Consider the following 22,931-nt stretch of genomic DNA (forward strand, 5'->3'; position numbering starts at 1 on the left):
GTTTAGTAATGTCTAGTATAAAAAAAGGAGCCACTGAGCTCCTTCTTTTTTATGCCTAGTGATGATGTTTAATGACTATACTTAATAAATGGGCTTAATAATCATACAAAACCAAATTTGGGTTTTTCTGCTTGTTTCTCTCGATAGGACAGATGATCCATGTTGGTTAATTCTGCCAATGAGTGCGGTTTATTGACGGTGATAGCTTTATCAATCGATGCCAAAAACGCATTGGATTTTTCGACGGACAGTTCTTTGAATTTATACTCAGCTATTAATCGACCTTTACGCAGCAGCGCGGGGTCAATTTTCGAGATATCGGAGTTAAAGGTACAAATAAACTGACACTCTAACACATCCGACAGCATACCATCAGCAATGTTCAAAATCGCCGATACCACATCGGTATTAGCGTTATCAATGCTACGCTCGGCAATGTAGTTTTCACAGTCTTCAAGCACTAATACCGAGTTTTTATTATCCACCAATAGTGACATAAATTCAGGGTTAGTCAAATACCCAATCATGGTAGTGGGTACAAAGATGAATTTTTTATTAGGCACTTGGCTGGTTAGCCATTTGATATAGTTAGTTTTTCCTGAACCCGCCACGCCATGCAACAGTACCACGCCTTTACCATCATGATTGAGCGATTCTTTGATATGCTGATGCACGGGCAGAAAATCCTCGTGATACATGGTATCTAAATTGATGGGAAATGGCTTGATACGATGGGTTTTAAACACAAAACCATGGACTTCTTTAAGTAAAATCGATACTTTAGCCTCTTGCGAGACATACTTTTGCAAGTATTCATCAAACACGTTTTTGACACTTGCCGCCGAATGCGGATTGGTCGAAATATAGTAAATACTGACGACTTTTAACAAGCCTGACTCAAAGATGTATTCGTCATAGTCATTTGACAAATCTTCATTGGTGAGCATGAACACTTCATATTTGGGATGAAAATAACAAGCTTCACGCTCATACAATGTATTATTTTTATGCGAATAGGCGACGGTAGTAAAATCGGTGCAACGCTCAAAATCTTTAAGCTGCTCTTTACGAATCACCATATCATGGTTGCCAACATGTACCCCAGGGAAAATATCATCGAGTAGCGACTCAAAAGGGTTATATTTGCTAGCGTATTGGAGGTTGTCTTCAATAAGTTGAACAGTATAGGGCGGCTCAGAGGAGGCACTGAGCAGCTTTCGCGGTTGATAATAGGGCGATTGTAAAATTTTCATAGGAATATAGGCTTATAAAAGGCAGTAGAAAAATTAACATAGTTAGCAGTAAACAAGCTAACTATAGAGATGGGGCAGTTAATACTAGATGCAAGCTAAAAAGTAGCTAGTTGGCAATCAGTTAAAAAATTTTTAGCAACACAGTGAGCAACATACTGGCTAACAGTAAGCCAGTAAGCAATGGTGAGATAAGATAGACAGGAATTTTAGGCATAAAAAAACCTGCGAGAGGCAGGTTAATTTAACTAATACCGATTTGAGTGGTGGGGCTGAAGAGACTCGAACTCTTACACCTCGCGGCGCTGGAACCTAAATCCAGTGCGTCTACCAATTTCGCCACAGCCCCATGAGTTGCCTCAAAGTGTTGACTCAATATTTGTATCAGTGTCTTTGTGGTTGGCTATTATATAGAAAATTTTCGCTTTGGCAAGAGGTTTTTTAAAAAAATTGCATTTTTTTATTGGTTAAGTAAAATTTTTAGCGCATTGATAATATTTGCCAAGTCATTAATACGGTTTTCCACGCGTTTTGCCAGCAGCTTGTCGATAAAAGGCTGGCAAGCTTGGCAAGCAAATTCTGATAGCTGATGATTTGGGCATAAAAAAGGCACGGGCTGTTGGCAATGCGAAATTGCCCAACCAGGATAATCATTTGCCATAAAAGGTAGACATCCCATCAATAATTCGTACCATACTACCCCCAAGCTATAGTAGTCGCTAAATTTGTCAACAGGCTGTCCTGTGAGTTGCTCAGGACTCATGTAGGCAGGCGTACCAGCGGTGTGAGGTTTGCAGTTGAGTGAGTCATTTTTTGCCCTAGTATCACTAAGACCAAAATCACTGAAACCAATATCACTAAAACTAAAATCACTCAGACCAAAATCAATTAACACCACTTCAAGATTGGGTTTTACGATAAAGTTGGCGGGTTTGAGATCCAAATGCATCAGCCCAAATTGATGTAGACGGTTGACCACTTGGCAACTATGTAAAAAAATGGTCATTTTTTGCGGAAGATTAAGTATTGGCAATTTAGCATGCGCATATATCAAGGATTTTAACGTCTCGCCTGGATGATACGACATGATTAGACACGGACTAACAGATTGCTGCGGCTGCTGTTGATCAAAGATGAGGGTATCAGGTAGAAGGTTTGAAGCATACAGCGTAGGAATGCCGCTTGTCGCATGGGTGCCGTCAATCGCCAGGCTTTGGCAATGATGAAGGGCGTTGATTTCTTGCTCAAAATGGGCGAGATTGGTTGCATTAAAGTGAGGTAGTAATTGTTTAACGACAACGGCAGTAGGCGGGGAGTGAGTTGAATGCCATACCCCATACCAAAGCTCGGTATGGTTGAGTGGATTTGAAGGTGATAGTGGCTGTAAGTCAGTAACGAGCGACTGACAGCCATTTTTTATGATAACCAGTGCTGGGTGAGTTGACCTTGTCTCAATCATGATGGCTTAACGGGTCTGCCTTCAATCAACTGCTGATATTTTCGGGTCACGGTATTGCGCCCCCAACCGAGTAGGTCAGCCGCTTGTCCTTTATGCTGAGCAGTATGGGCGAGTGCCACTTCAAGCAAACATTTCTCAAACATCGGATAAGCGGTTTGCAATATGTCATACTGTCCTTCAGCCAGTGCTTGTTGTGCCCAGACTTGCAGCGGCGTGATCCAATCTGCGGTTGCGCCATTTTGTGAGGCGTGCAAGGTCGATATGACCGTCGTAGCGGGCAAAGGCGTTGGTAGCTCACTCGAATGGTCACTCAAATTAGAACTAGCACTGGGACTGTTACTCGCAGCTGGCAAAGATGACGGATGTTCGCTCGCAGGTGCCTCAAACTGAGTGTCGTGCTGATAGTTATGTGTCTTATGTGTCTTATGTATTTTGGGCTCACGTGTAGTTACAGGCGTGCTATCTTGCGATTCAAACGCTTGTAAAATCTCGGGTGGCAAATCACTGGGCTGAATGGTTTGCCCTGTTGTCATCACACTGAGCCAGCGGCAGGTATTTTCAAGTTGACGCACGTTGCCTTGCCAGGGATAGCTTTGCAAAATATGCATGGCAGACGGCGTGATGGTTTTGTTCGAGGTATGCATGCTTTTGGCAATATTTTGCATAAAAAAATCGATTAACAGCGGAATGTCTTCGCGGCGCTCACGTAGGGAAGGTAGCGCCAGTCGAATGACATTGAGCCGATAAAACAAATCTTCACGAAACTTGCCTTGCTGCACAAGGGTTTCTAAGTTTTGATGGGTCGCTGCGATGATACGTACATCGACTTTAATGGGTTTGAGACCACCGACACGGTAAAACTCACCATTTGCCAAGACGCGCAGCAAACGTGTCTGGGTCGGTAAAGGCATATCGCCGATTTCATCCAAAAACAAAGTGCCACCATGCGCCTGCTCAAAACGCCCTTGGCGCGTGGTAGTCGCACCCGTAAACGCGCCTTTTTCATGACCAAATAGTTCAGCTTCAATCAAATCATGCGGAATCGCCGCCATATTGAGCGCGATAAACGGTTTGGATTTGCGTGGCGAATGTTCGTGTAAGGCACTGGCAATCAGCTCTTTACCCGTCCCTGATTCGCCGGTGATGAGGACTGTCATCGGCATATGCGACAAGCGACCAATCGCACGAAAGACTTTTTGCATGGCAATCGATTGCCCGATGATGCCCGATGGGTTGGTGGGGGTTTTTTCTGGCGCGACCGCTACTTTTTGCGCTGGCGGCTGCTGTGCATCACGAATCAGAGAGTCGTTGTAGTTCTCAGACTTACTGCGCTTTTGTGTTTGGTTTGACTGGCTTTGCAGGCAAGCTTTTTTTACCATTGCAATGGCATCATCTAACTCAAACGGCTTGGGTAAGTAATCAAATGCGCCTGATTGATAGCTATCCACCGCAGACTGCACATCGGCATGCGCGGTCATGATGATGACAGGAATTTGTGCAAAGGCTTGTTTGATTTTACTGCTAAAGTCCAATCCGTTCATCATCGGCATTCGAATATCGGTGACGATGACACTTGGCAAGGGGGCGCTATTGTCACTCTTCGCTTGGCTGTCTTGCTCACTATCTTGTAATAGCCGCCACGCCGATTGCGCATTGCCAAAGGTTTGCACTTGAAATCCACTATCTGTCAGCGTATCTTCCAAAATCATACGTAACGCTTGGTCGTCATCGATTACCCAAACAATAGGCTCGGTGGTTGGCGTTTTATTATTGGTATAAGTCATATAAAAACCCTATATGGGAAACTGTATTGGTTTAAACATTATTGATTGAAAAATTCATAGCCGATCAGTCATGATGCTGTGGCGTATCAGGGTTAAACTATCAATTGGTCATTTGGTTATTTGTCGAATTTGCCAAGGTAAAAAGATCGTAAATAGGGTTTCACCTGGCTGAGAGGTCACACTGATTTGTCCTTGATGGCGCTGAATAATGTCATGAGCAAGTGCCAGTCCCAACCCCGTACCATTGGCGCGTCCTGTGACCAAAGGATAAAAAATTTGCGGTAACAACTCACTATCAATGCCCAAACCATTATCAATAAAATCGACCCGTAATACGCTTTTATGTCGTATATCGCCAATGGTTTGTTGGTGCTGAATACGGGTCTTTACCGTGATGATAGGCGACATAATGTCGTTTTCATTGAGCGCTTGTATCGCATTATTGACGATATTCATAAATACTTGTACGAGCTGGTCTTTATCAGCGGTGATTTCTGGCAACGATAAATCAAAGTCTCTGACTAGACTAATATTGGGGTTTTGTATTTCTGCCAATGTTAGTACATGCTGCAGGGGCTCATGCACGTTGATTACTTGCCAGTTGGGCAAATTTGGCGCACCCAGCAATTGGGTCACCAAGTTATTGAGTCGTCTGGTCTCATCCATGATGATACTGAGATAATTGGCGACCTTTTGCGCCTTGGTGTCATTAATATAGCGCACAATCCCATCAGACTTCATGATTTGATTAAAATTCTTCTCAAGCAGTTGGCTTGCCCCAAGGATGCCGGCTAAAGGGTTTTTGACCTCGTGTGCCATACTGCGAATCATTTGGCGGGTTATCAAATGTTGGTGATTTTGATATTGTTCTTGTTGAATACGACTTTCGCGATCTTTTGCCCAAATTTCAATCAAATAGAAAAACCCCGCCTCGGTTTCTAATGGGGAAACCCCATAATCGACCAATAATGGTGCACCAATCCCTTGGGTACTTAGCCCTAAAATGGTGCAATCATGATGGATAAAGGCTTGGTACATTTTTTTGGTATGTTCAAATTGGTTTTGCAGCGCCAATTTGACCTGCGCTTTGGTTTTTTTATGGGTGATCGGGTCATCATCGGTATGCGATTGCTCTGATGCTTGCGTTAGTAATTTTTCATAGTTTGCGGGGGTTAAAATATCGATAACATTTTTATGAAGTAAATGCTGCTGACTAACTGACAGAATCTGCTCAGCCGTTGCGTTGATATAGACGCACTCATAGCTGCTGTCAGCGACAATTAACCCCGATAATAGGTTGTTGAACATATCATCAAACAGGGTCTGGTTGGATTCGAGACTATGTAAAAAAGTAGGATGGGTCATTGGATAACTACCACAAATTTGAGCAATGGTTAAAGTGCAATTTAAATGCCAATACACTATTGGAGAATGTTTGGATGATTGTCACAACAGATAAATAATAGAACGATTGGCAGCAAATCAGTCATTGAATATAAAAAAATCACTCATTTATAGCAAGGTGCTAATCGTAGTATGATATATTTTGAACCAAAATAGTGCAAAAGTTAAAACCTAATTACTAAAAAAGAAGTATAAAAAAGACATATAAAAAAGGGCATAAAATCTATGCCCTTTGATGTACTGTAGCTATAAAAATTAGAACCATTGGTAGGTTAGTGAGATGAAGGAATTAATGCCTTTTTGGCGGTAGCCATAAACGGTCTCATAATCTTTATCTGTGAGGTTGTTAAGTCGGCTGCTGATAGTCAAATATGGGTTGATGTAATAATTACCAGTTAAGTTTAGAAGTGTATAGCTGTCTAGTACTTTATCGGTATAATAACCATCATGACGCTCATCTACATATTCAAGTTCACTGCGGATATCAAATTTTGGTTGTTTATAACCTAAATATATCAAACCCGTGTTTTTTGGAATCGTATTATCTGTTGTATATTCGCCTTGAGTTGCGTTACGACCTTCAACAGATTGGTTGGTATAGCTTAGACCAAATAGGGTATTATTCACTGTCCAATCTGATACTAAAGTAACACCTTTAACCTTTGTTTCTGCACGATTAGTGCGAGTTTTATCACCTGAGGCTAAGGTCAAAGGAATGATACCATCTTCAATTTTTGATTGAAAACCTGTTAAGCGAGTCGTTTGGTAGGCATTACTGTGCTCAATAAACGCTTCCCAATTTTTGCTCGTTTCAGCTTTTAGATTTTCATTCCCAACATAGCCTGGATAATAGACGCCATCCCAACTGGAGCCTTCTGAGTGTCCATATAAATCATTGAAACTAGGCATTCTAAAGCCAGTAGCGTAAGAAGCGCCGACACGAGTATTAGGTAATACGTGATAGGCACCCCCTAAATTATAGGTTGTCTTATTCCCATATTGGGTGTTCTTATCATATCGAATATTTGCTTGCGCATCATATTTGGGTTGCGAAACTTGATAGCCAAGAAAACCACTTTTAGTATTTCTGTCATGATTAGTATAGCTAGCATCGCCATCAAAATTTTGTTTGAGATATTCTGCGCCACCAATAATCTGACCTACAGGCAGTTGATAGCCTAATTGTAGATTGGTTTGCTTTTGTTTGGTATTAAATTCGCTTGGTGTGCTTGAAAAATAACTTTTTGATTCATCAATACTTTCACCGTATTTAAGACTGGCAGAAAATTTATCTTGTTGATAATTGATAAAACCATTAGCTGAGCCATTTTCTTGTTCAGCATGGATATCTTGATAATTGCCACCATCAAGGTCAGAATTTGATTTGGCTTTCATTCCTGTTATGCCAACTTCAATATTGTCGTTGTAGCGATGTTTAGCGACAAAACTAATATTTTTAGAATTAAACCCATCCTTATCGCTATCAATCGAAGAGGCATATGAATTGTTTGGACTACTGATATTAATCCCATTCGTTTTATCATAACCTGTGGATAAACTAATCGTAGTGCCATTATTAACATATTGACCCGTTAATTGACCTTTATAACTGTCCTCTGAACCTGCACCCAAGGTCAAGGCTATATTTGATTGTTGGGCATTTTGACCTTTGGTAAAAATTTGAATCACGCCGGCTGTCGCATCAGCACCATACAAGCTAGAACCACTTGCGCCATATAGAACTTCAATACGGTCAATTTGATCGGCGGGTAATAAAGCAAGCTCTGCATAGCCATTACTCAAAGATGTATAACGAATACCATCAATCAACACGGCAACATTTTTGGCAGATAAGCCACGAATACTAAAGTTACTTAATGTGCCATCGCCACCATTTTGCTTGATATAGAATCCCGCCTTACCTCGTAACACATCCAGTACGCTTTGACCGCGATAACGTTGTAATTGTTCTTCATCAATAACGGTGGTTTGGGCGATGGTATTCTTGACAAGCGTCGGCGTTTTGGTTGCTGTGGTGGTAAAAGTAAGGCTTGGCAAGGTGGATTCAGCTTCGCCATTAGCAGCTTCGCTAGTCGCTGCATGAGCGCTAACACCAGTCATGGACATGCCAATAATCACCAAAACGCTTTGCGTCATTGGATGGATATTAAAAAATGGCTTTTTGATAAAACGTGGTGATGTTTGACAGCTATAACGCATAACTTGACCCAAAAAATAGTTTAAAGACACATTGTAGAAAAATATCGTTACATAAGCTATTACTTTTGGTTGGTTATTGCTCATCAAAGCCTGAGGATTTTTCAATAAAAAACCCCTCTAGCAACTAAAGGGGTTTTGATACAAAATTTCGTATCAACAATTAGCTGGTTTGTTGCTGTAATTTTTTAGCTTTTTGGTAGCATTCATTGATGTGATTTTCAGCAATTTTTTTAAACATCAAATAACCGATGGTCCCTGCCACTAATTGACCGCCAAATGGTACAAATTTGGTCAGTTGCTTGGCGATAATACGGCTACCAAAACCTTGGAAAGTTTTTTTGGCAATACTGCGCGTGACCACTAGGCCTGCCAAATCCACCGCTTTATCTTTTAGTTGGTTGATTTGCGCACCGTTATTCAAGTCTACCGCCGCTTCAGGTTGTTTAATTAAACCAAATTTAGCAGAAATTTCAGGTAGCAATTTTGATAACAGCGTGGCATCCACCGCAACATCTAGCAGCGGCACAGGGACAACCGCGGCGGCTGCCGATATTTTGGCTTTACTTTTAATCATCGCCTCGCATTCGCGTTTGATTTTTTCTAAGTCAAGTTTTGGGTCGATGGTTTTGGTCGAATTTTCTGCTGACATAATTTTTCCTTCTAAAAAATTTCAATTATCAATAGTAAAGGTAGTATTGCAAAACGTTTACAACAAGAGATGATTATTCATTAATGATCGGTGATACTGTTTCATTAATGGTAAGTGATGACTCTGTGGTTTGATTATAACTGAGTATAAACGTATGAATTAGCATCTTTTTGCAAAAAAATGCTAATGGTTTGTAGTGGCATTATTACGATATGCAAAATTCACAAATAGCTATGAAAGCTGATGGGATGTTTTTACTGTTTCGCTGGTGTAATTTCGCTGTTGTAATTTTGCCTATTCACTCTCATTATGCTAGTTTATTCTCTCTACTTTATTTGACAACCATGATAAGTTTATGTTGACTGTGACTCCCCGTTTTATTGCGACCCATATTGATGATATTCCCCGTGATTTACAGCCCTTGGCGCAGACATCGATGACATTAGCACGCATTTTGGCTGGGCGAGGCGTGCAAGATGTGGCAAATTTAGACACCGCCTTCAATAAGATGTTACCTGCAAATTCGTTGACAGGCATTACCAAGGCGGTGGCGCTGCTTGATGAGGCGATTGATACGCAGCAAAAAATACTGATTGTGGGTGATTTTGATTGCGATGGCGCGACCAGCACGGCACTGATGGTAAGGGTGCTCCGTGAAATGGGCGCGCAGGTTGAGTTTTTGGTGCCCGATCGTTTTAAGTACGGTTATGGACTGACGCCAGAAATTGTTGCGCTAGGTATTGAAACCTATGATCCTAATGTGATTGTCACGGTTGATAATGGTATCTCCAGCCATGCGGGGGTCGAGCTTGCCAAAGCCAAAGGGCTAACGGTGATTATTACCGATCATCACCTGACAACGCAGGCGGCACCAAACGCCGATGCCGTGGTCAATCCCAATCAGCTGGGCTGTGCTTTTGCTAGTAAATCATTGGTAGGGGTTGGGGTGGCATTTTATGTGCTAGGCAATCTTGCCAAAGTCAGACGCCAAGCCAATAAATCCACCACCCAAGTGAGTCGCTATATTGATTTGGTGGCACTCGGCACGGTGGCGGATGTGGGTGTATTAGACCAAAATAATCGCATCTTGGTGCATCAAGGTATCCAAGCCATCAAGCAAGGTCGTTGCTGTGTGGGTATTTTGGCGTTGTTGGAGCAGGCGAGTCGGCAGGCAGCTGACATCACGGCTCAAGATTTTGGTTTTATTTTAGGACCCCGCATCAACGCCGCAGGTCGTATGGATAGTATGCGGATTGGCATTGACTGCTTACTCACCGATGATTGGGGGGAGGCACAGCGGCTTGCGCATCAGCTCGATAAACTCAATCAAGAGCGCCGCCAAGTCGAGCAGGGCATGCGGCAACAAGCCGATAGTGTATTAAGGACGCTTGATAATCCATCTGAGCAAAGTGCTATAAATCAAGTAACGCAGCGCAAACGCAGTATTATTTTGTATCAAGATGAGTGGCACCAAGGGGTGATTGGTATCGTCGCAGGCAGGCTAAAAGAAAGCTACCATGTGCCTGCTATCGTGTTTGCCCCTGCTGATACGGCGTTGATTGAAGATGACAATCCTATCAAAGGCTCCGCACGCTCCATTGAAGGCATTCATATCCGTGATGCCATTGAATCAGTCGCGCAAACCTACCCCGAACTTATTAGCCACTTTGGGGGGCATGCGATGGCGGCAGGTCTGACAATCAAACGAAAAAACTTTGAGCCGTTTTGTAAAGCATTTGATGAGGTAATTGCAGCGGTGGCTGATGAGGTATTTGCAGAGACGTTATATAGCGATGGTGAATTGACAGCCGGTGAATTCACGGTCGATTTTGTAGATAGCTTGCAGACGTTGGCTATTTGGGGACATGGTTTTGTGCCACCGATATTTGATGGGGTGTTTGTGGTGCAAGATTATCGGGTGTTAAAAGAGCGTCATTTAAAATTATGGTTATCGTATCCCGATGTCCCTTTTACGATTGAAGCGATTTGGTTTAATGCTGACTTTGACGCGATAGCTTTGTCTACCATCAATCGCAGTGTGTCAAAAGTGCATTTACTCTATGAGCTTGAGAAAAATTTATTTAATGGACAAACCAAATTGCAGTTAAGGGTAAAAAAGGGTGTACTCCTCTAAACAAGCGTTTTGCTGATTCATACACAATCTGATAACCATAACACCCAATAAAGATGATAAACGACATAAAATGACATGTTAATATAATTTATCACCTATACCGCCCCAATTTTTGCTAAATTATGCAAGGTGTCAAGGTGTTAATTTGTGGCGTTAATTTTTTAAAGTTTGAATAAAGCTTTGGCGCTTGGCTGGCTAGTATTTATTATTTAATCGCTTGTCTTTTAACCGTTTGTCTTTTAACTGGCTGTTTTTAACTATCTGTCTTTTACCTGTGTATGGAGAATTGCCATGAGTAAATCGCTTGCCAACAATGCAACCGCAACGACGGCTCGGCAATGGCAAATCCTCTCACAGCTGGATCGCAAACGTTGGCTCGGTACCACCCATATCAAAGAACAGCTTGATTTGATGGGGTTTGATATCAGTTTGCGAACCATTCAGCGAGATTTAAACGCCTTGGCAACGCGTTTTCCGATTGAAAAAAACAACACCAATCCACAAGGTTGGCGCTGGCGAGAAGACGCACCGATGCAAAGCTTGCCGCACATGAATTTGTCGCAAGCGGTGGCGTTTAGTATGATGCGCCATAATTTGACCCAGCTATTACCGCCGGCTATTTTGGATGAATTGATTCCGTGGTTTGACTTAGCGAATCGGCAACTCAAAGAAAGCAAAGTAGTAAACACTTGGCTAGATAGAGTGCGTATCTTGTCAGCCAATCAACCGCTCATCCCGCCATCGGTCAATCCAGCCGCCAAAGACGCAGTGTATGATGCATTGTTTCAAAATAAAAAACTCATCGCCTGTTATAAAGCGCGCGGGCGCGAGGAGGCGCAAAAATACACTTTAAATCCGCTAGCCATTGTGCAGCGTGGTGTGGTGATTTACTTGATTGCCTCGCGAACCGACAGAGCGTCTGACGATGTGCGCCAATTTGCTTTGCACCGTTTTGAAAGTGCGGAAGTGAGCGCAAGCGACGCGCAAACCCCGAAAGATTTTAATTTAGACAATTATATCAATACAGGCGCGATGGGGTTTAATTACCCGTTGTTCCAAAAACTCATGCCTGACAGCGAAAAAAACAACCACGAGCCCCCCATACAGCAAGTGCATTTATTGTTTCATCCGTTATCGGGGGCAAGTTTGCTTGAAAGCCCATTATCAACCGATCAGCAAAGCTGGGAGGATGACGAAGGATTGCATATCACAGCCACAGTCAGCATGACGTCGCAGCTAGTATGGTGGCTACGCGGTTTTGGTAAAGGGCTGCGAAAAATCGAGCCTGAGATTTTATCAATCGCCGTCTTTGAAACCCAAACGCCCAACCAAACACCCACCGCCCAAACAATAAGCGAATAATGAACAAACGCCCAAGTAAACTAACTACTTTGTCCGATTTTTCGAGAATCTTATGAAACATGATAATAATACCCTTGAATCCACTGCCAACGACACCAACTCACAGCAGCCTAGCAAGCCAAAAACCACGATTTTATACAGTGATTTGACGGATGATTCACCTATCACATCTGTCAAATCGCCTGATAATCTAACACCCAGCACTACTAAAGAGACGTACCAGATTATTTCGGCGCAGTTTGCCGACCCAATCCCAGCACCAACGGCTGAAATAATAGCGCCCGTCAATTCACCCAATTTGACCGATAAAAATACCAATGAGGCAGTAGTATCAAGCACCTCGCAGCTAGACCATTCGCTACACAAAACGCCAAAAATCAACTCAATGACTGATGACAAGATTTTGCAAAAAAGTCATCAGCTAGCAATCACCCAAGACGATCAGCTTGAAGATGATAAAACGGCGACAGGTATAGCCATCGAGCATATGGATGTGGTACTCAAGCAGTGGTATTTTAGCGTGCAATGGCAGCACACGCAGATGCCAAAAGCAGGGCTTTACAATAAATTTAAAAAACGCACGCAAGCCATAGATATAGACTTATCCTGCTTACTTTGTAACCGATATGGCGAGGTAATCGAAACCGTTTGGTTCAAAAATGTCCGTGATAAAGCGCAGTCCGTGCGTCATCAAGGTGATGAATTATTGGGCAAAAAGCCATTTGGCGCTATGGATGACCGCAAACAAGACCCTGACAACCATCAAAGCACAAAAATCAATGATGCCAACCTCAATCAAGAAAGTATGGTGCTTTTTTTAAGTAAGCTTCCCCCGCAAGTATTTCATGTGGTGATGATTGTGTCATCTTATCACGGCTATGCGCTTAGCAAAGCGAAACAAGCATCTTGTCAGCTCAGTGATGATGAAGGTAATGTGATTAGTGAGTTAGCTTTTACCAAACTGCCGACTGATACTAAGGCCTTATGGTTTGCTAGTCTTACCCGTTCTGCCGATAGCTGGCGCTATAACACCGAGCATCAACCTTTAGACAACAACAAGATGGCGCTAATTGAAAAAGAAGTGAGTGAAAAATTGGTACGTACGGCGAGATGACTTGAGTGTAAGCTTACGCTTTAATTATCGTGAGTGAAATCACCAAGCAATTTTAAAGCCAAAATTTTATAATTTTGACAATGGCGCCATCGCATCTGTCAGTGATTGGATATATTCGTCACTGTGATACTGTGGTACACTATGACAAAAAAAGGGATTGTCTTAATCGATAGGGATACATCGCATCTGCATTATTTTTCTCCTAAATATAGGTATTCCTAGATACATTATTGACTCATTATGCGGTAACCGTATACTTTGCGTTTAAAATGGTCAATCACATTTTATCCCCAATTAAATGCTTACTGTGAAATTTCTCACGCTGCTAGATGCATCATCTAGTGTCTCAATTAACATTCATATAAAAGAGGTTCTCTATGGCTAGTGGAAAGTCAAATATTATCTATACTTTAACTGACGAAGCACCGCTACTGGCGACTTATTCACTACTTCCTATCATTGAAACATTTACCAAGCCTGCTGGCGTTGAAATCACTAAAACCGATATTTCCGTTGCCGCACGTGTATTGGCAGAATTCTCCGACTACCTGACCCCAGAACAACAAGTGACCGATAATCTTGCTGAGCTTGGTCGGTTGACCCAAGACCCAGACACCAATATCATCAAATTGCCTAATATCAGTGCCTCAGTGGCTCAGCTACAAGAATGTATTGAAGAGTTACAAGCCAAAGGCTACAACATTCCCAATTACCCAGAAAACCCAACCACAGACGAAGAAAAAGCCATCAAAGCCCGTTATGGTAAATGTTTAGGTTCTGCGGTAAATCCCGTATTACGTGAAGGTAATTCCGATCGCCGTGCCCCAGCTGCCGTAAAAAACTATGCCAAAAAACACCCGCATTCAATGGGTGAATGGAAACAATGGTCAAAAACCCACGTCTCTCACATGGAAGAAGGGGACTTCTACCATGGCGAAAAATCAATGACCCTTGATAAAGCGCGTAAAGTCAAAATGGAACTCATCACCAACAGTGGCAAAGCTTTGGTGCTAAAACCTGAAGTTGCCCTACAAGACGGTGAAGTGATTGACTCGATGTTTATGAGCAAAAAAGCCTTAATCGAGTTTTATGAAAAAGAGCTAGAAGATTGCCGCGAAGGTAAAATCCTGTTCTCTCTACACGTCAAAGCCACGATGATGAAGGTATCACATCCTATCGTATTTGGTCACTGCGTGAGAGTGTATTACAAAGATGCATTCGAAAAATGGAACAAAACCTTTGAAGAGTTAGGTATTAATGTTAATAACGGTATGGCAGGACTATACGAAAAAATTGAAACCCTACCGACCACTATCCGTGAAGAAATCGTCCGTGACCTGCATGCCTGTCAAGAACATCGCCCAGCACTGGCAATGGTGGACTCAGCAAAGGGAATCGATAACTTCTATTCGCCAAATGACGTCATTGTAGATGCCTCAATGCCAGCGATGATTCGTAATGGTGGTAAAATGTGGGCAGCGGATGGCAAGCCTTACGACTGTAAAGCAGTGATGCCAGAATCGACCTTTGCCCGTATTTACCAAGAAGTCATCAACTTCTGTAAATGGCATGGCAACTTTGACCCAGCGACCATGGGTACCGTACCAAACGTAGGTTTGATGGCACAAAAAGCAGAAGAATACGGTTCTCACGACAAAACTTTTGAAATCCCAGAGGCAGGCGTTGCCAATATCACTGACATTGAGACAGGCGAAGTACTGATGTCGCAAAATGTTGAAGAAGGCGATATTTGGCGTATGTGTCAAGTCAAAGATGCGCCAATTCGTGACTGGGTAAAACTGGCAGTGACGCGTGCACGTAACTCAGGCATGCCAGCTATCTTCTGGCTTGACCCATACCGCCCACATGAAAATGAACTTATCAAAAAAGTTAAAAAATACTTACAAGAGCATGATACCGCAGGTCTAGATATCCAAATTATGTCTCAAGTTCGTGCGATGCGTTATACGCTTGAGCGTGTGGCGCGTGGTTTGGACACCATCTCAGTCACAGGTAACATCTTGCGTGACTACTTAACTGACTTGTTCCCAATCCTAGAATTAGGCACGTCAGCCAAAATGCTATCAATCGTCCCATTGATGCAAGGCGGTGGTCTTTATGAGACAGGGGCAGGCGGCTCAGCCCCAAAACATGTCGAGCAGTTGGTTGAAGAAAATCACCTGCGCTGGGATTCACTCGGCGAGATGCTGGCGCTTGCGGTATCTTTAGAAGACTTGGGGATTAAAGAAAACAACCCACGGATAAAATTACTGGCAAAAACTCTAGACTTGGCAACGGGTAAATTGTTGGATAACGACAAATCACCATCACGCCGTACCGGTGAGCTCGACAACCGTGGCAGCCATTATTATCTAGCCAAATACTGGGCAGAAGAATTGGCAAACCAAGAGGAAGATAGCGAGCTTAAAACCAAGTTTGCGCCGCTTGCTCAAGCGTTGTCAGAAAATGAAGACAAAATCGTTGCTGAATTAAATGATGTTCAAGGTCAAGGTGCAGATATTGGCGGTTACTATAAACCAGACCAACAAAAGCTAAGCCAAGTGATGCGCCCAAGTGCGACATTTAACCAAGCATTGGCTTCGTTTGATGCCTAATTCAATAGTATAAAAAAAGCCGAAGCTGGATGCTTCGGCTTTTTTAGTGCCTGGCTTTTTTAGTATCTGTAAATGGTTGAACATAGCTAAGCTAAGAGTATAGCTGAGCTAAAAAATGGGTAAGCCAAAACCGTCATCATCATTATTTTTGCTTTTCTTCAACGAGCGCCAATGCAGATTTTAGCTGGTTAGTAATATCATTTTTATCGTAATTACGAATATCATGAAAATTTAAATGTAGGTTAAACCCAGGCAAGCTAAAGTCCACCCAATCGGTTTGTTGCATTGATTCGCTTTTGGGTTCGAGCAATTCCCACACATTCATGGTATCTTGAAAGCCTTTAAATTTAAATTGCCCCACGGCTTGGCAATGATGGACATGACCAATTAAATTAAACGTACTTTCACTGATTAAAATTTGATTGTTTTGCGCGGCAGATTCAAGGCGAGAGGCAAAATTCGCTTCTTTTCCAACCACGGTATAGGTCATACGATTGCGGCTGCCAAAATTACCGACATAACAATACCCTGTATTGATACCCATACGTACGTGCAGCCCTTCAAAACCGAGTAATCGCCATTGGTGGCGCAGCACTTCCATCTCACGGCGCATCTCAATGGCCATACTGGCACAAGCAATCGCGTTATCACGGTCATTACCACCCATATCACCAAAATAGCACAATAAGCCATCTCCCAAAAATTTATCGAGGGTCGCCCCATATTTTTGGCTCACTTGGGTCATACGGTCAAGGTAAGTATTTAAAATATTGGCTAAATGGTCGGAGCTAATATGATCCGACAAATCGGTAAAGCCAACAATGTCCGAAAACAAAATAGTTAGCTTGCGACGTTGATTAATGACTTCAACCTTGGTGTTATTTTTGACAATGGGCTGCCAAATCTGGGGAGGCAAAAAACGGGTTAATTTATTGGTTACCTTGACTAAGGTATCAATCCGTGCCTGCTGCTGCGCAAGCATTTGATTTTTTTGGCGTAAGCGAACTACCATGGACCAAATATGATAACCAACAATCAAGATATCGGTAAATACAATGGCGAAATTTAAAATATCTTCTTGCTTGGCCGACAAACTAATGGCAGGTAATAAAAAATGCGCGAATATCAGACTAAGTAGACCTACTGCTACGGTTAATAATACCAACGAAACGGTGTATTTGGTATCTGAAAAAATCAGGCGAATCAAAATCAACAACCATAACGCAAGGCTTGGGATATAGTTAAACTGCAACATACCCGTTGCCAACGCCATCAGGGTTAATACACTGGCCGAAGTAATGTAGTGATGGGGCCGGATAACGCTCAAAGTGGTGACGATAACGCCTACTACCAACAGCAAGATACTGAGCATATGATAAATGGGCGGTACGTCAAGAGAGGTTAAGGTAAGCAATACAACAAAAAATGCCACCAACTCAATGAATTTCGGACTTTTTAGATTGGTCGAAAGACCTTGAATGGATTCACGCAATTTAGTTCGTCTACCTCATAGTAAAATTTTTTTTAGACGTTCATTTGCCAATCAAATGGCATATCACGATGACCCCGCAGTGCCATCATCAGTGTCTGCTGCATATGGCTGAGCACCTCAGGGGTATAGGGGATGGCTGGATTGCCCCATACCGGATTGGGCCAAGCAATGTCATTTTGGTAGCGCACGATATGATGAAAATGCAATTGCGGCACTTGGTTGCCAAGCGCGGCGATGTTCATTTTGTCGGCTTGAAAAGTTTTGGCAAGCTGACTGGATAGCCAGCTAGATTCACGTAAAAACTGGGCTTGGTCACTGGCGGACAGTTCATATAATTCTTTGATACCTGGGACACGCGGAATTAGAATCAACCAAGGAAATTGACAGTCGTTCATCAAGCGGCAAGTAGATAACGGAAATTCGCCCACCAAAAAAGTATCTTTTGCTAGTTTTGGATGTAAATTAAACATAATAACTCAATGCATTTAAAAGTGTTTTTGGAATTTAAAACTGATAAAATCAAATAATGCGCGTATTTTAGCAGTTATACCTACAAGACGAAATACTTTATTCAGAATAAGCGCATTGCAATTTAGGATTTCTTAAAACATAAATCAAGGTCGTTTATTTAGCCTAACTATGTCTGAGCGTTTTACAAATTTTGGGAAGTTTATGCAGTTGTCAAAGTCTCTTAACCAATGTCAGCGTCATGCTGATGCAATATCTTTATACCGCCGTTGTTTTATGATGGCATTGTTTGCCTTACTCATGGTTATCACCAGTGTCAAACCCACCGCTGTATGGGCGGCTGATAGCAGTAAATCAGCCAGTAGCGCCAGCGGCACGGCCACCCCACAAGACACCTTTGGGCGTGATACCCCGCGCGGCAGCGTGCAAGGCTTTATTCAAGCCTTGGCAAAAAGTGATTGGATGCTCGCGAGCCGTTATGTGGATTTAAGTTCTACCAGAGACCCCAGTGGCACGCTCGAATCTTTAAAATCGGCACTCGATAGCGGCGGACGCATCAACGAGCAGCTACAAATTAGCAATGACCCTACCGGCAATCTCGATGACAAACTAGCGCCCAATCTCGATAAGGTCGGGGAGATCAACAATCCCACCGCTGACAAAAAGAGTATCGATATCTTAATGCAGCGTGTCAAACAATCTAACGGCACCAATATTTGGCTGATTTCACAACAAACCTTGCAAGAAGTTGCGTCGTTATCACTCGTTACCCAGCCGACATTGGTAGAAAAGTACATTCCCAAACAATGGATTGAGAAAGATATTAAAGGCTATAGTCTTGGACACATTGCGGCAGTGATTGCGCTCATGATAGCGACTTATCTTGCCTGTCTATTGATTAGCCAAATCTTATATATGATTATCACGCGAATTTATCTAGCGACCCACCCAGATAAAGAAAAGCAATTTCCGATTGATGGGCGCGTGGTCGTACCTGCCGCAATGGTGCTGACGGCGCTGATTATCAAAGAAGCCATGATTTTGGTGGGTATTAATTTGGTTGTGCGCAATATGGCGTCCAACCTTGCCGATATTTTATCTTGGGTATCAATGGTATGGTTGATTTTACGAATTTTGGATTTGATTTTTAAACGTGCAGAAAACTATGCCAGTAATAACCATCATCCAGAGCGGCTATCGGTGCTAAATCTGCTGCGAAAAGTGGTAAAATTGATTTTGATTGCGGTTGCGACCATTGTGATTTTGGGTAATCTAGGCTACGACTTAACCACAGGTATTGCCGCATTGGGGATTGGTGGTGTGGCGTTGGCATTGGGTGCACAAAAAACGATTGAAAACTTGGTGGGCAGCGTATCGGTCGTTGCTGACCAGCCTGTCAATGTGGGCGACTACTGCCGCTTCGGCACGCAAGAGGGTACGGTTGAAGACATCGGTATCCGCTCCACCCGTCTGCGCACCACCGATCGTACAGTAGTGACGATTCCCAATGGTAACTTCTCATCAATGAGTATCGAAAACGTTAGCAAACGCGACATGTTTCATTTTTCGCAAGTGTTCTATATCTCGCGCGATAGCGACATCGATAAATTACGTGAATTTATGGAGCAAACACAAATTTATATCACCAATCATCCGGACACCAACAGTGTGTGGAATCAAGTGCGTATCTCTGGCACTCAGCAAGACGCTTATCTGGTTGAAGTGCGATGCTATCTCAATGTGAAAGGGGCGATGGATTTTAATCAAAAACAAACTGATATGATTTTAAAAATCGCGGAGATGATGAAAGAGGTGGGACTCAAAAATGCGTTACCGACCAGCCGTGTGATGATGGGCAAACCGATTGATGTTACCTATTCAAATTTTGCTAATACTGTACCCGTCAAAGATAAAGTAGCGGCGTCAGAAAAACTGGCACAATCGGATAAGCCTGATACCCAGCCTTAGTGACTCATAGTTTTGGCATTGGCTTTTGAATTTGAATTGGGCAGGGTGGTGGCAGGTGTGGCATCACCCAAGTCAACATAGACAGGAATCGGACTGTCGTATGTTTGCGGCAAAGAAGCACACGAGGTAAGGTTCATCACTAAAATGGCATAAACAATTAATGGGTTTTTCAAGTTCAAACATCCTATGTAATAAAAATCCATGCAATGAAAATTTCTAGGCTTTTAATCATAAAAGCCTAGATGTTACCTTAAAAATAATTTAGGTAATCAATTTAATGGGTTATGCCATTTTTATTTGTATTTACTGAACATAAATCACTGAATAAAAAACTAGGGATAATCCACCAGTATTATCCCTAAATACTCTCTTATAAAGTACAAGCCCCGCCAGCGCAGCCATTTTCAAGGTCGTCTTGGGCATCATTTGCGCCATCACGGGTGTTATGATAATACAGCGTCTTAACGCCCAATTTATACGCCATCAACAAGTCTTGAATCATCACCTTCATCGGGACACGGCTATCTTCAAACTTGGTTGGGTCGTAGTTGGTATTGGCTGAGATACTTTGGTCAATGAATTTTTGCATAATCGCTACTAGGCTTAAATAACCTTTGTTATTCGGCATTTGCCATAATAGCTCGTATTGATCTTTGAGCTTATCAATCTCAGGCACCACTTGTTTTAAAATACCGTCTTTTGACGCTTTCACAGATACCAGACCACGCGGTGGCTCAATGCCATTAGTTGCGTTAGCAATCTGGCTAGAGGTTTCTGATGGCATCAAGGCGGTCAAGGTTGAGTTGCGAAGACCGTGGGTTTTGATATCGTGACGCAGTGCTTCCCAGTCAAGTTGAAGCGGCTCATTACAAATCGCATCAATATCTGCTTTATACGTATCAATCGGTAAAATACCTTGTGAATACGTGGTATCGCCAAATGCAGGACAAGCACCTTGCTCTTTAGCCAGTTTATTGGACGCCACCAACAGATAATATTGTAGGGCTTCAAAAGTGCGATGGGTTAAACCGAGCGCCGTAGGATCTGAATATTTGGTACCGTTTTTGGCAAGATAATAGGCATAGTTGATGACACCAATACCCAGCGTGCGGCGTTTCATAGAGCCATTTTTAGCAGCGGTGACAGGGTAGTCTTGGTAGTCAAGCAAGGCATCTAGCGCACGCACGATGAGTTCCGCTGGCTCTTTGATGTCTTCTAATTGATTGATTTCACCCAAATTAATGCCTGATAACGTACAAAGGGCGATTTCACCGCTTTCATCATTGATGTTGTCAAGCGGTTGGGTCGGTAGCGCGATTTCCATACATAGGTTGGATTGGCGAATTGGCGCGACACTTGGGTCAAACGGACTGTGGGTGTTGCAATGGTCAACGTTTTGCACATAGATACGACCCGTGCTGGCACGCTCTTGCATCATCAGGCTAAACAACTCTTGCGCCGGCACACTGCGTTTGCGAATAGATTCATCTTGCTCATATTGCTCATACAAACGCTCAAACTCGGCCTGATCAGCAAAGAAAGCATCGTACAAACCTGGTACATCCGATGGTGAAAACAGGGTCACGTTTTGATTTTTAATCAATCGGGTATAGATGGTTTTATTGATTTGTACGCCATAATCCATATGGCGAACACGGTTGTCTTCCACGCCGCGGTTGTTTTTGAGCACCAGCAGATTTTCCACTTCCAAATGCCAAATCGGGTAGAACAAGGTCGCTGCACCACCGCGCACGCCACCTTGTGAACAGCATTTGACGGCAGTTTGGAATAGTTTGTAAAAAGGAATACAGCCGGTGTGCTGCGCTTCACCGCCACGAATTGGGCTACCTAATGCGCGAATACGACCCGCATTGACACCAATACCGGCACGCTGTGACACATACCGCACGATGGCACTGGTGGTGGCATTGATACTGTCTAAGCTATCATCACATTCAATTAGTACACATGAGCTAAACTGACGCGATGGGGTACGCACGCCCGACATGATTGGCGTTGGTAGTGAGATTTTGAAAGTGGACGTGGTGTCATAAAAGCGCTTGATATAATCTAATCGCGCCGCCTTATCATATTGTTTGTCGTAACTGGCAAACAGGCACATACCGACGAGCATATACAAGAATTGTGGGCTTTCAAAGACTTGTTTGCTGACGCGGTCTTGCACCAAATATTTGCCTTCCATTTGTTTGACAGCGGCATACGCAAAGCTCAAATCACGGTTGTGGTCAATATAGTCATTGAGTATATCAAATTCTTCTTTGCTAAAGTCTTGCAAAATATGCGTATCGTAACGACCTTCTTGGGTCAGTTTGGTGACATGGTCAAATAAATGCGGCGGCTCAAACTGACCAAATGCGATTTTGCGTAAATGAAAAATTGCCAATCGCGCTGCCAAATACTGATAATCAGGCGTTGCCGCAGAAATCAAATCTGCAGCTGATTTAATGATGGTTTCATGGATGCTTTTGGTGGTAATTTTGTCATAAAACTGGATATGTGAGCTGATTTCTACTTGTGAGACGGACACATTATCAAGCCCTTCTGCTGCCCACTCGATGACTCGGTGAATCTTATCCAAATCAATTTTTTCCAAACGCCCGTCGCGTTTTTGCACGAGGATGTCTTCAGTACGAGTCATAATACGTTCCTTTTTTTACCTGTTTATCAACGTCATATCTGTATGTATTAAAAAGGCGCTGAGTGAGAGGTGGTGAGATAAAAATGCCCAGTAAAACAGCTAACCGAAAGTATAGTGAGTGTGTGTGCCGCTTTTAAAAACCGCTTTTGAGCCAAAGCCACATCACTTATGTAGCATTGCAAAGTCATGGCCGTATTATTGCAAGGTTTTGCAAAAAACTACTATATCTAGGGGTTGTTTTATTATTTCGCACAATATAGCCTAAAAAAAATTGTAATTCTAGCTTGTATTTTTATCATTTTTTTGCCTATTTTTCTGCAAAAATCCTAGACGCTTGATTTTATTAGCAGTTC

Annotated in this window: 15 protein-coding genes and 1 tRNA gene; 5 read left to right on the plus strand and 11 right to left on the minus strand. The window is 42.7% G+C overall.

The genetic code is table 11. The annotated features are described in order from the left end of the window. Positions 1-101: 101 nt before the first annotated feature. The 7 genes from RNZ41_RS04010 to RNZ41_RS04040 form a co-directional block, all read right to left on the minus strand. On the minus strand, positions 102-1,253 hold the full coding sequence (locus tag RNZ41_RS04010) for an AAA family ATPase (protein ID WP_007114975.1): 1,152 nt from the start codon (positions 1,251-1,253) through the stop codon (positions 102-104). A gap of 261 nt (positions 1,254-1,514) precedes the next feature. Beyond that, a tRNA-Leu gene (locus RNZ41_RS04015) sits at positions 1,515-1,599 on the minus strand. Positions 1,600-1,710: 111 nt separating this feature from the next. Next, on the minus strand, positions 1,711-2,709 hold the full coding sequence (locus tag RNZ41_RS04020; RefSeq protein ID WP_314027634.1) for a serine/threonine-protein kinase: 999 nt from the start codon (positions 2,707-2,709) through the stop codon (positions 1,711-1,713). After that, entirely contained in the window at positions 2,706-4,493 is a 1,788-nt protein-coding gene (locus tag RNZ41_RS04025; protein ID WP_314027635.1) for a sigma 54-interacting transcriptional regulator, read from the minus strand. Before RNZ41_RS04025 ends, RNZ41_RS04020 begins: the two co-directional genes overlap by 4 nt. A 108-nt stretch (positions 4,494-4,601) precedes the next feature. Beyond that, positions 4,602-5,858: a two-component system sensor histidine kinase NtrB gene (locus RNZ41_RS04030; RefSeq protein WP_314027636.1), complete on the minus strand. Its 1,257-nt coding sequence runs from the start codon at positions 5,856-5,858 to the stop codon at positions 4,602-4,604. A 294-nt stretch (positions 5,859-6,152) separates the two neighbouring features. Then, positions 6,153-8,117 carry a TonB-dependent receptor domain-containing protein gene (locus RNZ41_RS04035; RefSeq protein ID WP_314027637.1) on the minus strand — a complete coding sequence of 655 codons (1,965 nt, stop codon included), beginning with the start codon at positions 8,115-8,117 and terminating at the stop codon, positions 6,153-6,155. Positions 8,118-8,277: 160 nt separating this feature from the next. Continuing rightward, complete coding sequence (locus tag RNZ41_RS04040) at positions 8,278-8,766, minus strand: hypothetical protein (protein ID WP_314027638.1); 489 nt, start codon at positions 8,764-8,766, stop codon at positions 8,278-8,280. A gap of 355 nt (positions 8,767-9,121) precedes the next feature. Here RNZ41_RS04040 and recJ point away from each other — a divergent pair, with 355 nt between their 5' ends. The 4 genes from recJ (at position 9,122) to RNZ41_RS04060 (ending at position 15,991) form a co-directional block, all read left to right on the plus strand. Then, entirely contained in the window at positions 9,122-10,900 is a 1,779-nt protein-coding gene (gene recJ, locus RNZ41_RS04045; RefSeq protein ID WP_314027639.1) for a single-stranded-DNA-specific exonuclease RecJ, read from the plus strand. 291 nt (positions 10,901-11,191) lie between these two features. Continuing rightward, positions 11,192-12,262 (plus strand): helix-turn-helix transcriptional regulator, encoded by a 1,071-nt coding sequence (locus tag RNZ41_RS04050; protein ID WP_314027640.1) that lies wholly within the window; start codon positions 11,192-11,194, stop codon positions 12,260-12,262. Positions 12,263-12,314: 52 nt separating this feature from the next. Then, on the plus strand, positions 12,315-13,376 hold the full coding sequence (locus tag RNZ41_RS04055) for a TerD family protein (RefSeq protein ID WP_314027641.1): 1,062 nt from the start codon (positions 12,315-12,317) through the stop codon (positions 13,374-13,376). Between the two features lie 377 nt (positions 13,377-13,753). Continuing rightward, the gene (locus RNZ41_RS04060) at positions 13,754-15,991 is read left to right on the plus strand and encodes an NADP-dependent isocitrate dehydrogenase (protein ID WP_314027642.1); all 2,238 of its coding nucleotides are present in this window, start codon (positions 13,754-13,756) and stop codon (positions 15,989-15,991) included. A gap of 142 nt (positions 15,992-16,133) precedes the next feature. On the opposite strand, the gene RNZ41_RS04065 is transcribed toward RNZ41_RS04060, so the two are convergent. Together RNZ41_RS04065 and RNZ41_RS04070 are read right to left on the minus strand one after the other, a co-directional pair. Continuing rightward, a complete protein-coding gene (locus RNZ41_RS04065) occupies positions 16,134-17,483 on the minus strand; it encodes an adenylate/guanylate cyclase domain-containing protein (RefSeq protein ID WP_314027643.1) in 1,350 nt (449 codons plus the stop codon). Positions 17,484-17,515: 32 nt separating this feature from the next. Beyond that, the gene (locus tag RNZ41_RS04070) at positions 17,516-17,953 is read right to left on the minus strand and encodes an HIT domain-containing protein (protein ID WP_138018008.1); all 438 of its coding nucleotides are present in this window, start codon (positions 17,951-17,953) and stop codon (positions 17,516-17,518) included. Between the two features lie 202 nt (positions 17,954-18,155). Here RNZ41_RS04070 and RNZ41_RS04075 point away from each other — a divergent pair, with 202 nt between their 5' ends. Further along, on the plus strand, positions 18,156-19,919 hold the full coding sequence (locus RNZ41_RS04075; protein WP_314027644.1) for a mechanosensitive ion channel family protein: 1,764 nt from the start codon (positions 18,156-18,158) through the stop codon (positions 19,917-19,919). Here RNZ41_RS04075 and RNZ41_RS04080 read toward each other — a convergent pair. Both RNZ41_RS04080 and nrdA read right to left on the minus strand, forming a co-directional pair. After that, entirely contained in the window at positions 19,916-20,092 is a 177-nt protein-coding gene (locus RNZ41_RS04080) for a hypothetical protein (RefSeq protein WP_180949365.1), read from the minus strand. The two genes, RNZ41_RS04075 and RNZ41_RS04080, sit on opposite strands and share 4 nt — an antisense overlap. Positions 20,093-20,289: 197 nt before the next feature. After that, a complete protein-coding gene (gene nrdA / locus RNZ41_RS04085) occupies positions 20,290-22,578 on the minus strand; it encodes a class 1a ribonucleoside-diphosphate reductase subunit alpha (protein WP_095356044.1) in 2,289 nt (762 codons plus the stop codon). Positions 22,579-22,931 lie beyond the last annotated feature (353 nt).

It is taken from the genome of Moraxella sp. DOX410 (assembly GCF_032248735.1).
Lineage (GTDB): Bacteria > Pseudomonadota > Gammaproteobacteria > Pseudomonadales > Moraxellaceae > Faucicola > Faucicola tetraodonis.